The following is a 13,933-nucleotide window of genomic DNA, read 5'->3' on the forward strand; positions in this document are numbered from 1 at the left end:
CTTACTCGGCGGTCTCAGTTCCGGGCGCGTACTGCGAGAGCCGGAACACTACGAATTCGGCGGGCTTGACCGGCGCGATGCCGATGTCGATGGTGAGGATGCCGGCGTCTCGGTTCTCCGGCGGGTTGTTCTCCTCGTCGCAACGGACGAAGAATGCCTCCGCGGGGCTCCGGCCGAACAGGGCTCCGCTGCGCCAGACACGCGTCAGGAACGCGGTCACGGTGCGGCTGACGCCCTCCCAGAGATAACGGTCGTTGGGTTCGAAGACGACCCAGTTCGTTCCCTCCAGGATGGACTTCTCGACGTAGTTGAACAACCGCCGCACATTGAGGTAGCGCCACTCCGGGTCACTGGAGAGCGTCCGCGCCCCCCAGATGCGCACCCCCTGGCCGGGGAAGTTGCGCAGACAGTTGACACCGATCGGGTTGAGGATGCTCTGCTCGCCCTTGGTCACGGCCAGAGCCGGGGAGAGGACGCCGCGCATCACCTCGTTGGCCGGCGCCTTGTGCACCCCGCGCTCGTCGTCGCTGCGCGCCCAGACGCCCGCGACATGACCGCTCGGGGGAATGAACTCGGCCCGCTTCTCCAGCGGGTTCATGACCTTCACCCACGGCCAGTAGAGGCTCGCGTACTTGGAGTCGAAGCCGGAGTGGTCCTGGCGCCAGTCGCGCATCTGCTGCGCGTTGAGGCCCGGCAGCGGGTCCAGGATGGCGACCCGGTCCCCCATCGCCTCGCAGTGGGCGATGAGCGCCAGCTGTACGGCCTTGACGCCCTCCGCGTCGATGGCACCCCGCTGGTACGCCGACATCAGGTCGGGCACCGCGACCATGGTGATGTCCTCGAGCGCCTCCAGCCCGGACAGACCCGTGCGGGCAGCCGTGTCCCCGATGTAGACATCGGCGCCCAGCTCGGTAGGGCTCTCGCGCACGACGGCCGGGACCCCGCTCGGCCGGGCCGGGGCGAGCGCGACCTTGGCCCCCTTGACGGGACGGACCGGAGCCACGCCCTTGACCTCTTCGAGCGTGATGACGGCGGACTTCTTGAGCGCGGTGCCGACGAAGGCCGCCCCGCGCTTGGCGGACACGTTGTCATGCTCCTCGACGACCTTGCCGTCGCGTCGCACGACCAGCTTGAAGGACTCCTCGTCCCCGCCGTCCGACGCGTCGTCGACCTCCACCGTGATCTGCCCGGCGGCGTCCGCGGCCGCCGCCGGCGTCAGGGCCACGGCCAGTGCCGGACGTCCGCCACCCGGCCCGGCCAGCTCCCCGCGCACCGTGTCCGCGAGCTCGGCCGTCGGCGCCCGCCCGGTGTCGGCACCTGTACCCGAGCCGGTGTCCGTGCCCGGACCCAGGCTCACGATGTACGCGTTGCCGCCACCGTTGAGGAAGTAGCCGTAGACGGCCTGGGGAAGATACGCGTCGGCCGCGAACTCACCGAACACATTCGTGTACTGGGTCCAACTGGTCACCAGCACGGCTTCGTCGAGAGGACCCCTCGCGGTGAAGCCGATGAATGCGGCCGTGGCGGTTCCGACGCCTTGGATGGGTTTGATGCCCGAGGACGTCTCCTCCACGAAGACACCTGGGGTCAGATAGTTCGGCACACGTCCCTCTTTCCTGTGCGTTGTCTCACGGTTTCATCCGCCGGACACGGCCGGGGGAGCGATCAGACACTCACTCGGACATCTCCATGTGCCCCAAAGGGAATCCGTCCGGCCGTGGCCCGGCACGGCGCCCGCCGCCACGATGGAGTGATGATGGATGCGGTGACCCTCTCGCTCGAAACCTGGCTGCGCCGCTGCGTTCCCACCGCCGAGCTCGCCTTCGACGCCTTCTGCCCGGACCTTGCCCCCGCCGATGGGAACAGCCTGCTCCACGCCTTCCTGTACGACATCCGGGAGGAGGAGCGCAGCCGCAGCGGCCAGATGTACGTGCGCGAGGCGGCCGGCTCGGCCGTCAGCGCGCGGCTGCAACCCCTGCGCATCCTCCAGTACTCCTACCGGCTCACCGCGCACACCGCGGGCTGGCTGGAGGGCCAGGGCCTCCTCGGCGAGGTCATGCTGGCCGGCGCGGCCACACCCTGTTTCCCGGACGACGTCGTGCACCCGTCCTTCGCCCCCTTCGGCTCCGGCGCGCTGTCCCTGGCCGTCGCTCCCGCGGCGCCGGAGCCCTGCCCGTGGGCAGCAGTCGCGCCGCCGTCCTCACCGGTGCTCAACCTTGTGGTGATGGCCCCGCTCCGGCCACCCGCCGACTCGGCCCTGCCACCCGCCCCGGACCAGGTGGAGCTGCGGGCGGGCAGGACCGACGGCGCGTCGGGGCCCGCTTCCCGACGCCCTTCCGTGCCCCGGCCGCGCCGCCGCGTCGAGGAGTGAGGCCGTCGAAGGCACCGGACACGGTGGCAGCCGCACCGTGCTCACTCATCAGATGAAACCCTCGCGGAGGGCGTAGGCCACCGCGTGCGACCGGTTGCGCAGGTGGAACCGGTGCGTCACGTCGTGCAGGACGTTCTTCACGGTCCGCTCCGAGTACGACAACTGTGAAGCGATCTCCCGGGTGTCGAGTCCGTCGGCGACGAGCCTGAGGACTTCGCCCTCCCGGTCGGTCAGGCCGTTGAATCTCAGCCCGCGGGGCGTCAGAACCTGCTGCTGCACCTGCGACACCTGCCTGAGCAGCCGGCCGAGCAGGTCCGGGGGCACGACGCCGGCGCCGCGGTGCACCGAGGAGATCACCTGGACCAGACGGTCCGCCGTGGCCTCACGGCGCCGTACCAGCCCGGCGACGCCGGCTTCGACGGCCAGCATCAGTCCGGCGTCGTCCAGTTCGGAGACCACGACGACGGCCTGCTGCATGCTCCTGCTCCGGACCGCCCGGAGCAGTTGAAGGGCTTCCTCGTTCACCTCGTCGGCGACGATCAGCGCCACCGTCTCCGGAGTCGTCTGGCCGCCGTCGGCGATCCAGATCTCCGCCCGGGTCTTCAACGCCGCCACGATGCCCGCTTCCGAGATGGGATCGGACGTCTTGACGTGGACGAATATGCGATCGCCTGACATGGGCTGCCCCTCATACACATGGGTCCGGTCCGTCCGACGGAACCGGGCACGGAACCGAAGGCCGTGAACGGCTTTGCCCGAACAGCCTCCTTCCCGGACCACATCGAAACCATGGACGCGGTCGGCTACTTCCTGGACCGAACCGGTGTTCTTAAGGGTGTAAACATCGGTGCTTGAGGTGGGCTTAAGGATGCCGGAGAGTAGCCGCGCCGCTGGTGCTCGCCGCAGGGCGGAACGGCCGCGGGGAGAACCCCGGGCGCCCCGTCCAAGTGCTCATCACGGGTGATCGTTTCACATGGGCGCGTCTGACCTGCTGAGGTCTGCTCGGTGTGCAGGTGACACCGGCTCACTGCCCGCGGTCGCGTCCGGTCCGGGCCCTGACGGAACGTACGCGACGGCCGCCGCGGTCGGGCGGGGAACGCAGCGGTGGGCATGTTCCGAAGCGGTGGTCGCCCCGGCGTCACCGCGCGCCGCCGCTCCCGCGTGTTCCCGCGTGGACGCCCGCCCCGGCAGACCGGTACGGGCCCCCGGCCCGCTCCTCGGCGGGCACGAAAGGGCAGCCGCGAGGACGGTGTCGTCCTCCCCAGCGGGTAGACCCGCTCGGTCATGTCCCCCGGCGGCGGGAACGGGCCGGAAGATGTGAACCGCGCCGGAAAGGTTCCGCCGTATCGACGAGGAGGTGGCCGGATCGTGCCGACCGCACCCGACCCCGCGCACGCGGGGGCTCTCCGTGCCCTCAACCACACGATCGAACTGGCGGTGGAGAAAGACCGGTTCACCCTGGAGGGAGGCCTGCGAGCAGCTCTCGCGGAGGAGACCGGGGCGGTGCCCTCGGAGGCGGCCAGGGGCGTCTTCCAGCGGTACGGGCCGCCCTTGGCCGGCCTCGTCCTGCGTTACGTCGGGCCTGCCCCGCACCACGCGCCGGATCCGGCCGACCGCGAAGCGGCGGCCGCGGCACTGCACGAGATGATCGCCTCCCTGGTCGGGGAGCTGAGAGCGGTGGGCGCCGTGCCCTTCACCCCCGAGGAGGACGCGATACCGCCGGATTCCTACGAGTCCCCGACGCTCCACCGGGCCGTCCACCACGTCCCCCACGTGGTCGAGCGGCGGAGCCCCCCGGCCGTAGCCGCGCCGCGCGGGGGGGCCGACGTCCGTGACCGGTCGCCCGGAGCCGCGGCCCGACGTCGCGAGCGGCGCGCCGAGCGCGCGCTCCAGCAGGCGGAACGGACGATCGAGGCGGTCGACTGGGAACTGGTCGACGAACAGAACCAGATCCTGCTCGCCTCCCTGCGGACCGGCCAGCGGATCGCCCTGCTGTGGCTGAGGGGTCACGAGCTCCTCGTCCTCGGCCAGGGAAACTCCGGCTTCGGGGCGATCTCCGGCCTGGCGGGCACTGCGGAAGCGGGTGTCCGCACCGCCTCACTCCAGCGCGGGCCGACGAAAGGCGTTCTGCGACGGACGGCCACCGCCCACGTCTTCGGATTGCCGCAGGAGGAACACGACGCCGTTGCCGCCGCGCTGCTGGCCTACGGCGTCCGGACGGGCTTCTCCGCCCGGTCGCGCTGGGATGGCTGAGAGGAGGCTTCCCACGGACGGATACGGCACGGAGGGCCTGATGGCGGCCCGTACAGGCACTCGCAACGGCCCGTCAGGGTGCCCGGCGACCCTGGCGACCCACCCATGGCTCCAGCAGAGTGACGGAAACGGACGGAGCCGTCGCCCCATGTCCGGCCGGCTGCTCCGATGACCAGGACGGTGCTGAAACCGTTCTCGCTCCCGCGCCCGCCACCTTCCGAGGAGTCGACCGTGACCGACCTGGAACTGCTCTACGCCGCCCTCCTGGAACAGTGGGAGAACCAATCGGAGGAGAGGGCGCACTGGGTGGACTTCAGCGAGGTCCTCCCCTTCTCGGAACTCGGCCACTTCGCCGAGTACTTCGCTCAGTTCACCTACGAACGCGCCGACCTGCACCAACTGCCCGAAGGCGTGTCACGTACGGACTACCAGCAGCTCGTGGTCCAGCAGTTCGTCGAGTGGTACGCCTACCAGATCGCCGGCGCCCAGGCGTACGGCGCGGACCAGGCATACGGAGCCGACGCGACGTACGCGGCCCAGCCCGCCCAGGAGTGGTCCGCGCAGGACTACGGGACCGCCCAGGAATGGCCCGCGCAGGACTACGGGACCGCCCAGGACTACGGGACCGCCCAGGACTACGGGACCGCCCAGGAATGGCCCGCGCAGGAGTGGCCCGCCCAGGACGCCCCGTACGCGAACGAGTATGCCGGGCAGCCGGAAGAGGGCACCGCCCCGCAGGAACCGCCGACCGATCCCGAAACGCTGCGGTCCCTGGTCGCGGCTCTGGAGATCTATGCGAGCGACACCGAAGCGCCCGGCGACCTCACGGACGGCCACCTCGAGCTCCTCGCGACCCATGGGGTCCACGTCGAGGCGGACCTCGGCATGCCGCCCGAAGACGACTGACACGACGCCACCCCAAGAACCCAAGGAGACAGATGTCAATTCCCAGCGTGGTCAGCGCCACGGGGCCGCTCGGCGTTGTGGCCAGTTCGGTTGCCAGCACCGCCTACTCGATCGTCAAGGACTTCAACACCAAGGTTCAGCTGACCAGCGAGACGCACCCCACCATCAGCGCCGTCCCCGAGGAGCTCGGAGCGGCGAAGGTGCTCCAGAACCTCGGTCCTCAGCACCTCGACGGAGTGTTCTACACCCACAGCCGCTTCCAGCCGATCGTGCGCCGGTTCCACCACCGTCACCCAGGCGACGTCGTGGACGTCAACAAGTCCCACAGCATCTTCATGGTGCTGCCGTGGCGGGTGTCGTACCGCGCCGTGCTGCTCGACCCCTCCGCCGAGCTGGTCGCCCTCAACAAGGAGGACAGGAAGAACGCTGCCGAGATGCGGAAGATCGACCTGCCGGCGGAGAAGCTCCGTCTTGAGAACAAGCAGCTGAACTTCCGCAGAATGCTGGAAGAGGGGGCCCGGGCGGACGTCCTTGAGTCCTTGCAGAACGAGATTCAGGAGCATGAGCAGCAGATCGAGGCCTACCGCGCCTATCAGGACAGCATCGAAAGACGAGCCCGTCGGGCCGAGGCCGTGCGCGCGATGGGTAACGACGTCCACATGAAGGACTTCAAGATCGATCCCGTCGAGCAGGCGCACGGTGCCAAGGCACGCGCCTCGACCGGCCTCAAGGGGGCGGGGAATGTGTTCCTCAACGCCGAGCAGGCGGCGGGGCGGACCTACGTGTCCGTACATTTCCGATGGACCGAGGAGAACTTCTTCGGTCACGGTCATGCCTGGGAGGGCCGGATCGACATCGGCTGCAGGCAGGACGGCAGCCCCGAAGTGCTCGGTGGCGACGGGAAGTTCTACGAGCGGTACCTCGAAACGAGAAGGGGCTGACGGAGGCGCCGTCGGCGGCCGTTCTCACTTTGCCGGCCGCTGGGCGGCATCCGCGGTTCCGATGTACGGCACGCGGTCGGGGGCGGGTGGGGCGTCCGGTTCGACGGCCACGGCCAGCCATGTCGCGGCGAGCGCGCTCACCCCGAGCAGGCACGCGGCGAGCTGTCCCCGGGCGCGGGCGGTGGGCGCGGTGGTGGGTGGGGTCGGTCGGCGGTGTCGAGCCATGGCTGGTCCTCCGGTCGGGGGCCGGGCGGCGGGGGAGTCAGAAGGTGAAGTACTCGTCGTGGATGTGCTCGGGCGGGACACCCGCCCTGATCAGGGCGGCCGTCGCCGTGTCCGCCATACCCGGGGGTCCGCACAGGAAGACGTCGTGTTCGGCCAGGTCGGGCAGCAGGGCGCGCAACGCCTGCGGGGAGAGCGGATCGTAGGCGGCCCCGGAGGGACCCAGCAGATAGTGCAGCCCTGCCTGCCGGGCGGCGGCTATGGCCTCCAGTTCGCCCCGGAAGAGCAACTGGGCGGCGTTGTTGGCCCGGTAGAGGAGTGTGATGTCACCGGCCCCGCCGGGCAGGGTCTCGAACAGGGCCCGCATCGGCGTGATCCCGACGCCGCCGGCGAGCAGCAGTACCTTGCGGCGGGTGCGCCTGTGCGCGGTCAGGGCGCCGAAGGGGCCGGTGGCCAGAACGCGGGTGCCGGCCCTGAGCCGGCGGATGCGGCGGGTGTGGTCACCGGCCGCTTTGACCGTGATCCGTAGGATGTCGTCCCGCACGGGGGCGGACAGCGAGAACGGCAGGGCGGTGCGCCACAGCCTGCGTTGCAGGAACCGCCAGCGGAGGAACTGGCCCGGTTCGGCGTGCAGCCGGTCCAGGCCGATGCCCTGCATCACCACGGACACCACCCCGGGCCCCTCGGGCCGCACTTCGAGGACGCGCAGACTGTGGCGCAGCATCTGGCGTACGGGCACGACGCCCCGGTACCACAGCAGCAGCACGGCGACCGTCGCGTGCAGCATGGCCCACAGCCACCGGGTGATCATGCTCTCCGCCACGTCCGGGCCGGCCATCTGATGGACGAAGCCCAGGGCGGCACCGAGGTAGGCGAGCAGGTGGACGGCGCGCCATGTCTCGTGCCGCACCCGACGGCGTACCGCACGGGCCGAGGCCACGCCCACCGTGATGAGCAGCCCGGTGCCGACGGCGGCCGCGGCGATCGCCGGGTGGCCGAGCAGGCCCCGGGCGGCGGAGAGCAGATCGGTGCCGGAGTGGGCGGCGTATCCGCACAGGGCGAGGACACAGTGGCCCAGGCACAGGGAGAGCAGGTAGCGCCCGCCCAGCGCGTGCCAGCGGGCGATCCGGTCGGCTCCGACACCGTGTTCGACGGCGGGCACCCGGGCCATCAGCAGCAGCATGACGAGGACGCCGTACCCGGCGAGGAGCCCGGTGAGGTGCGCACCGGTCGCGAACAGCGCGTCGAGCCGGGCGGAGGGCCTCACCTGAACTCCCCACATCAACGTCACGAGTGCCGCTCCGGTGAGGAGAGCGGCTCGCAGCACGCCGGCTGTGAGCCGCACCGGCCCGGCCGGAGGCACTTGGGGGAGCGGGCGCACGGAGGCGGCCCCGGCAGGCTGCGCCGGCGGGCCCGGACGCTGCGGCGTTCCCCACGGGGCGCCCGGAGCGGGAGGGCGCGCCGCGTCGTGGTTCGCCGCGGGCCGGCGAGGAGGGGCAATGGGCGGACCGTCCGGGACGGAGCGTCGTCTCCGTCTGCCCCGGGAGTGCCGGCTGCTGCCGACAGGGGGGCCATCGATCGTCACGTTCCACAAACTAGATGCCGCGGCAGGCCTTTCACACCGGGTGGCAGGGTTCCGCGTGATCCTTAAGGCCCTCTTGAGGAGGGGCTGACCGGTCGTTAAGGCCCACCGGTCCCCCGGGACGCCGGTGGCGCCGCTCCCGGGGCACCGCTCGCCGCGAGTGAGCGATGCGCCGGTCTCGCGCACCGCTTCGCAACAGAGTGTGGACAACGCGGAAACCGCGGCAGAAGCTTCTCACCAGCCCGGACGGGACGGGCGATGAAGTGAGCGGAGTAGCGGGATGATCCGACGAAGAACACTGTTGGCAGGAGCTGGAGCAGGTGTCCTTGCCAGCACCTTCGCCACCGGTACGGCACGTGCGGCCTCGACGGTCGCCGTGGACCCCTCGGTGAACTGGGGTATCTGGGAGGGCTGGGGCACCTCGCTGTCCTGGTGGGCCCGGGCCCTCGGTGACCGTGACGACCTCGCCGACATCTTCTTCACCACGAAGTGGGTGACGTATGACGGCAAGTCGCTCCCCGGCCTGGGCCTCAACATCGCCCGCTACAACGCGGGTGCGAGCAGCTGGAACCAGACGGCGAGCGGCGACAGGATGGTCGTCTCCGGCTCCATCCAGCCGTGGAAGCGGATCGAAGGCTTCTGGCAGGACTGGACGAGCGAGGACCCCACGTCCTCGGCCTGGAACTGGAACGCCGACGCCAACCAGCGGGCCATGCTGCTCAAGGCGACGCAACGAGGCGCGATCAGTGAGCTGTTCGCGAAGTCCCCCATGTGGTGGATGTGCAAGAACCACAACCCCTCGGGAGCCGCCGGCGTCCACCAGGACAACATCCAGTCCTGGAACTACCGCCCCTACGCCTCCTATCTGGCCGCTGTCGCGCTGCGCGCCAAGGAGAACTGGGGCGTGGACTTCGTGTCCGTGGAGCCCTTCAACGAGCCCTCCGCCGAGTACTGGTACGCGCAGAACAAGCAAGAGGGCTGCTTCATGAGCCACGGCGTGCAGAAGCAGATCCTGCCCTATCTGCGCGGCGAACTGGACAAGCGGGGCCTTACCGCGACCAAGATCGCGGCAGCGGACGAGACCAGCATGACGGCCGCCGTCGCCACGTGGAACGCGTACGACGCCCTCACCCGCAGCCTGGTGGACCGGGTGAACGTCCACGGCTACGAGGGCGGCCAGGCCCCCCGGGCGCAGTTGTACACCAAGGCCGTCACCGAGTCCGGCAAGGGCCTGTGGAACTCGGAGACGGGCAACGGGGACGGAGGCGGCCTGTCGCTGGCCCTCACCATCCTGGCCGACTTCCAGGAACTCCATCAGACCGCCTGGGTGTACTGGCAGGTCATGGACAACAACCCCAGCTGGGGGATGATCGACTACACGCCGGGGACAGGCTACGGCGTCACTCCGGACACTCCGGCAGTGGCCGGTTCCGTCCGGAACAAGTACTACCTGATGGCTCAGTTCAGCCGGCACATCCGACCCGGCATGAAGATCATCAAGACCGATGACCCGCTGACCGTGGCGGCCCTGGACGAGACGAACCACAAGCTGGTCATCGTGGCCGCCAACAACGGCAGCACGCTCAAGAACGTCACTTTCGACCTCTCCCGCTTCTCGGCGGTGGCCGGGCGCCCGGACGGGGTGGTGTTGCGGTGGAACACGGGAGCCGGCGACGCCTACACCCAGCGGTCCACGACCCTGAACGGCAAATCGGTGACCATCCCCGTCAACGCGAAGTGCCTGCAGACGGTGGAGATCGAGGGCGTCGTCGTGTGACGCGCCCCCGCACCCGGGCGACGGCGGAGCCGTCAGCGAGCTGAAGCGAGCCGTCGCCCGGATGCGGGATCACCCTTCCCGAGGAGGGCCGACGGGTCCGGCGCGGAAGGCGCGTCCGCTCCGGCGACCCGGACGGACCAGGAGCGGACGCAGCAGGACACCGGGAGAGGCGACCATGTTCTGCACCCGCGCGAAGCGGGCGTACAACCCGGGCTCGTCCGGCAGGCGCCGCAGGACCACGTCGAGGACGGCCCGCGCCATCCGCGCCGGGCGGCCCGCGGGCTCGGCCGACCAGCCGGCGTCGGCGGCCGTGGCCGTCAGCCAGGGCACGAGCACGATCCGGGCGGCACGGCGCTGGAAGCGGTGTGCGAGCGGGCCCGGGCCGTGAGCGGTCGTGAGCAGGCGGGCCAGGAGGCGGGCCTGCAGTGCCGCCACGGTGAGTCCCTGCCCGTACACCGGGTTGAACGCGCAGAACGCGTCGCCCAGCACCAGCAGCCGGCCCGGGCGCGGCCGGAGGCGGTCGTAGCGGAGCCAGCGATTGCCGCCCACCACGCAGCGGTGGACCGGCGACACCGGTCGGCCCCGCTCCATCACCTCGGCGAAGTGCGGGCTGCGCAGGCTCGCGGCGAACCGCCGCAGCGCCTCGTCGTCGCGCGGTGGCGGAAGCTCGTGTCCCGGAGCGACGAGGCTGACCAGCCGGTGCGTGCCGTCCACCGTGACCGCGGCTCCCCCGCGGCGCACCGAGGGCGGCAGGGTCATCTCGAAGGACACCGACCAGTCGGGAACCTGATCACCTGTCACCTCGTACAGGCGTGAGCTGTAGACCAGCGGGGAGGGCACCTCCGAACGCCGGGGCGAGGGCAGACCGGCCGCGGTGAGCCAGCCGGGCAGCCGTGACCTGCGGCCGGACGCGTCGACGACCAGATCCGCCGCGATCCTCACCGGCGTGTGGCCCAGGTCCGCCCGGCGATGGCCCGTGACGCCGACCGCCCGGCGCCGGTCGGCGCTCAGGTGCAGCCCGTCCACGACGAATCCGTCCCGCAGCCCTACCCCCGGCAGCGCCCGGACCCGGACCCGCAGCACCGCCTCCAGGTGGACCAGGCCGAATGACTGCACCTCGATGCCGACCGGGCACCGGGGAGCCCAGCCGTGGGGCAGGCGGGTCGCGAAACCGGCCCCGAAGTCGAACACCGGGGCGCCCTGGGCGGCGAGCTCCGCGCGGACCCCGGGGAAGAGGGCTTCCACGATCTCGGCGCCGCGCGCCAGCATCCCGTGCGGGTGCCGCGCCTGGGGCAGACCGCTGCGGTGTGCGGCGCCGGAGGGGAGTTCGTCCCGCTCCAGCACGGTCACCCGGTCGAAACGTCCGGCGAGCACGCGGGCGGCGAGCAGTCCGGTGAAGCCGGCGCCGATCACCACGGCGTGGCCCCACGGTCCGGGCGAGGCTCCCGGCGGACGTCCTCCCTCGCGCGCCCGCTCCGCCCGGCCGCCGCGGGTCCTCCCGCTCGTGCGTCCTGCGCCTGCGCGCCTCACCAGGAGACCGGCAGGTGCCACGGGCCGCGCATGATGCCGTCCTTCCAGGGCAGTTCCGCCACCGGTACGGCCGGGCGCAGGCCGGGGAAGCGCCGGACCAGTGCCTGCAGGGCGACGGAGAGTTCCAGCCGGGCGAGCTGCCCGCCGGGGCAGTAGTGCGGCCCGGCGCCGAACGCCAGGTGCTTCGCGGTGCCCCGGCGCCGCACGTCGAGGCGGTCGGGGTCGGGAAAGACGGCCGGGTCGCGGTTGGCGACGTAGTTGAGGGCGTTCACCGCCGTTCCCGGCGGCAAGGTGACCCCGGCCAGGTCCACCCGCGCCGTGGTGACGCGCATCAGCATGCCGACGCGGCTGAGGAGCTGGTGGCGGAGGAGTTCGTCGACGGCCCGGGGTACCAGCTCCGGGCGCCGCACCAGAAGGTCCCACTGCTCGCGGTGGGTGAACAGCGCGACGAGCGAGTTGGAGAGCTGGTTGTGGGTGGTGTCGTGTCCGGCCACCAGCACGGGCGTCAGATTCGCCAGCACCGTGGCGTCGTCCAGCGGCGGGCCGTCGGGCCCCGGGGCCAGCAGAGTGCTGATCAGGTCGTCGCCGGGGGTGCGCCGCTTGGCCTCGATCAGGCCTTCGAGGTACGTGGTGAGCTGCTCGGCGGCCGCGGCCGCCTGCCCGGCGGCAGACGCGGAGGCGGGCAGGATCGTCTCGATCCACCCGCGGAAGGCCTCGTGGTCCTCGTAGGGGACGCCGAGCAGCCGGCACAGCACCTTGACCGGGAGCGGCGCCGTCAGATGGGCGACCACATCGGCGGGTGGCCCGGCGGCCTCCATCGCGTCGAGCAGCTCCGCCACGAGTCCCTCGATCTCCGGTCGCAGCCGCTCGACGGTCCGCGAGGTGAAGGCCCGGCCGATGTGCGCCCGCAGAGCGGTGTGCTCCGGCGGGTCCATGGCGTGCAGCAGACCGCTCTGCCCGTGGAAGGGGACCACGGACGGTGCTCCCGGGCGGGACGCCTCCGCCCGGCTGAACCGCGGATCGATCAGTACCTGCCGGACGGCCTCATGGCTGAGCGCGAGCCGGACCGGGGTGCCGTCGGCCATGACCGCCGTGGCCACCGGACCCGCGGCCAGCCGCACACATCCGCTGATGTCGTGGTCGAGGGAGGGGTCCTGGGGGGAGGGGAAGACGGGGCATCCGTCGTTGAGGGACATGGCGCAGGCCTCTTCGGGGTCACATCGCAGAGGGCCCGTTGCTCCTGCGGAACAAGCAGTGTGGGGACGGACGGAGTGCGGGACAAGGGAGCGTTCCACCCGGTGGAACAGCCGCTTCCCGCCGTCGGATCAACTCCGCAGACTCGGCCGCCCGACACCGTCACGTCCCGGAGCGCACACCATGCCCGAGCCCCTGCTCGTACCCGACCTGTACTGCCCGTTCCCCCGGCCGGCCCGCCCCCTCGCGGACAGGGTCGAGCAGGAGGTCGTGGCGTGGATGGAGCGCTTCGGACTGATCCGGACGCCGGCGGAGAAGGAGCGGCTTTCCGGTATCAGGATCGGCTGGCTGACAGGTGCCGCGCACGCCGACGGCCTGCTCGAACCGAGCATCATCGCTGCGCAGTTGACCGCGTGGCTGACAGCCTTCGACGACCGGTACGCCGACTGTCCGAGCCCCGCTGAACAGGGAGTGCCCACCGCCCGTCTCGTGCTGCGGCTGCGGGCCGTGATGGAGGACCCCGGCGCCGCTCCCGTCTCGACGGATCCGTACGGTGCGAGTCTGCGGGACCTCTTCGTCCGGCTCGCCGCGCACGCCGGTCCCGAACAGCTGACGCGGGTGCGCAGCAGTATGACCGAGTACTTCATGTCCGCGCTGTGCCAGCTGACCTACGGCCTCGGCGGTTACACGCCCACGTTCGAGGAGTACGTGGAGCTGCGGCGCTACACCGGGATCTGCCACGTCGTCTTCACCTTCGTGGACGTGGCCCGCGGGTTCGAACTGCCGGGGCAGGTGTGGGCGGACCCGGCCGTCCGCGCGCTCAACACAGCCGCGGCCGACGTCATCGACTACGCCAATGACGTGCTCGGTTCCCGCAAGGAGCGGACGCACGACGACGATCTGGCGGGCAGCCTGCCGCACGTGCTGAGCCGGCAGTACGGCTACGACCACGCGGAAGCGCTGCTGAGGTCGGCCGACATACACGACGAGGCGGTCCGCGTCTTCATGGCACTCGCCGCCGGGGTGCGCCGCGCCGCGGATCCGCTCCTCGACCGGTACGTCGCCGGCCTGGAGTCATGGATCGTGGCGCACTTCGACTGGTACGGGATCACCGACCGCTACCACAGCCACCAGGAGCAGGTCCGGTGGGCCTAGTG

At 71.1% G+C, this 13,933-nt stretch carries 12 protein-coding genes; 6 read left to right on the plus strand and 6 right to left on the minus strand.

Annotated elements, in window-relative coordinates:
* Position 1: 1 nt before the first annotated feature.
* Entirely contained in the window at positions 2 to 1,603 is a 1,602-nt protein-coding gene (locus ACIQAK_RS30850; RefSeq protein ID WP_366392284.1) for a phage tail sheath subtilisin-like domain-containing protein, read from the minus strand.
* Positions 1,604 to 1,753: 150 nt separating this feature from the next.
* Between ACIQAK_RS30850 and ACIQAK_RS30855 the strand changes: the two genes are divergently transcribed.
* Positions 1,754 to 2,371, plus strand: coding sequence for a Pvc16 family protein (locus ACIQAK_RS30855; protein WP_366392285.1), 618 nt, complete (start codon positions 1,754 to 1,756; stop codon positions 2,369 to 2,371).
* A gap of 48 nt (positions 2,372 to 2,419) precedes the next feature.
* Here the strand turns inward: ACIQAK_RS30855 and ACIQAK_RS30860 are convergent, their stop codons facing one another.
* Positions 2,420 to 3,049 (minus strand): response regulator transcription factor, encoded by a 630-nt coding sequence (locus tag ACIQAK_RS30860; protein ID WP_366392286.1) that lies wholly within the window; start codon positions 3,047 to 3,049, stop codon positions 2,420 to 2,422.
* A 690-nt stretch (positions 3,050 to 3,739) separates the two neighbouring features.
* Here ACIQAK_RS30860 and ACIQAK_RS30865 point away from each other — a divergent pair.
* From ACIQAK_RS30865 to ACIQAK_RS30875, 3 genes are all read left to right on the plus strand, one after another.
* Complete coding sequence (locus tag ACIQAK_RS30865; protein ID WP_366392287.1) at positions 3,740 to 4,624, plus strand: hypothetical protein; 885 nt, start codon at positions 3,740 to 3,742, stop codon at positions 4,622 to 4,624.
* 231 nt (positions 4,625 to 4,855) lie between these two features.
* The gene (locus ACIQAK_RS30870; protein ID WP_366392288.1) at positions 4,856 to 5,530 is read left to right on the plus strand and encodes a hypothetical protein; all 675 of its coding nucleotides are present in this window, start codon (positions 4,856 to 4,858) and stop codon (positions 5,528 to 5,530) included.
* Positions 5,531 to 5,562: 32 nt separating this feature from the next.
* Entirely contained in the window at positions 5,563 to 6,471 is a 909-nt protein-coding gene (locus tag ACIQAK_RS30875; protein ID WP_366392289.1) for a hypothetical protein, read from the plus strand.
* 24 nt (positions 6,472 to 6,495) lie between these two features.
* On the opposite strand, the gene ACIQAK_RS30880 is transcribed toward ACIQAK_RS30875, so the two are convergent.
* Together ACIQAK_RS30880 and ACIQAK_RS30885 are read right to left on the minus strand one after the other, a co-directional pair.
* A complete protein-coding gene (locus tag ACIQAK_RS30880; RefSeq protein ID WP_366392290.1) occupies positions 6,496 to 6,696 on the minus strand; it encodes a hypothetical protein in 201 nt (66 codons plus the stop codon).
* Between the two features lie 37 nt (positions 6,697 to 6,733).
* Positions 6,734 to 7,960, minus strand: coding sequence for a ferredoxin reductase family protein (locus ACIQAK_RS30885; protein ID WP_366392291.1), 1,227 nt, complete (start codon positions 7,958 to 7,960; stop codon positions 6,734 to 6,736).
* Positions 7,961 to 8,555: 595 nt separating this feature from the next.
* Here ACIQAK_RS30885 and ACIQAK_RS30890 point away from each other — a divergent pair.
* Complete coding sequence (locus ACIQAK_RS30890; protein WP_366392292.1) at positions 8,556 to 10,052, plus strand: glycoside hydrolase; 1,497 nt, start codon at positions 8,556 to 8,558, stop codon at positions 10,050 to 10,052.
* Between the two features lie 69 nt (positions 10,053 to 10,121).
* On the opposite strand, the gene ACIQAK_RS30895 is transcribed toward ACIQAK_RS30890, so the two are convergent.
* Both ACIQAK_RS30895 and ACIQAK_RS30900 read right to left on the minus strand, forming a co-directional pair.
* Entirely contained in the window at positions 10,122 to 11,468 is a 1,347-nt protein-coding gene (locus tag ACIQAK_RS30895) for an FAD-dependent oxidoreductase (protein WP_366392293.1), read from the minus strand.
* Between the two features lie 110 nt (positions 11,469 to 11,578).
* The gene (locus ACIQAK_RS30900; RefSeq protein ID WP_366392294.1) at positions 11,579 to 12,778 is read right to left on the minus strand and encodes a cytochrome P450; all 1,200 of its coding nucleotides are present in this window, start codon (positions 12,776 to 12,778) and stop codon (positions 11,579 to 11,581) included.
* Between the two features lie 181 nt (positions 12,779 to 12,959).
* Here ACIQAK_RS30900 and ACIQAK_RS30905 point away from each other — a divergent pair, with 181 nt between their 5' ends.
* Complete coding sequence (locus tag ACIQAK_RS30905; RefSeq protein ID WP_366392295.1) at positions 12,960 to 13,931, plus strand: hypothetical protein; 972 nt, start codon at positions 12,960 to 12,962, stop codon at positions 13,929 to 13,931.
* The last annotated feature ends 2 nt before the right edge of the window (positions 13,932 to 13,933 follow it).

Origin of the sequence: Streptomyces sp. NPDC088706, from assembly GCF_044752765.1 — a bacterium.
Classification (GTDB): domain Bacteria; phylum Actinomycetota; class Actinomycetes; order Streptomycetales; family Streptomycetaceae; genus Streptomyces.

Excerpts from the sequence above, each read along its gene's own strand:
- ACIQAK_RS30855 (WP_366392285.1), top strand. The coding sequence starts at position 1,754 with ATGATGGATGCGGTGACCCTCTCGCTCGAAACCTGGCTGCGCCGCTGC.
- ACIQAK_RS30860 (WP_366392286.1), bottom strand. The coding sequence starts at position 3,049 with ATGTCAGGCGATCGCATATTCGTCCACGTCAAGACGTCCGATCCCATC.
- ACIQAK_RS30875 (WP_366392289.1), top strand. The coding sequence starts at position 5,563 with ATGTCAATTCCCAGCGTGGTCAGCGCCACGGGGCCGCTCGGCGTTGTG.
- ACIQAK_RS30880 (WP_366392290.1), bottom strand. The coding sequence starts at position 6,696 with ATGGCTCGACACCGCCGACCGACCCCACCCACCACCGCGCCCACCGCC.
- ACIQAK_RS30890 (WP_366392292.1), top strand. The coding sequence starts at position 8,556 with ATGATCCGACGAAGAACACTGTTGGCAGGAGCTGGAGCAGGTGTCCTT.
- ACIQAK_RS30900 (WP_366392294.1), bottom strand. The coding sequence starts at position 12,778 with ATGTCCCTCAACGACGGATGCCCCGTCTTCCCCTCCCCCCAGGACCCC.
- ACIQAK_RS30905 (WP_366392295.1), top strand. The coding sequence starts at position 12,960 with ATGCCCGAGCCCCTGCTCGTACCCGACCTGTACTGCCCGTTCCCCCGG.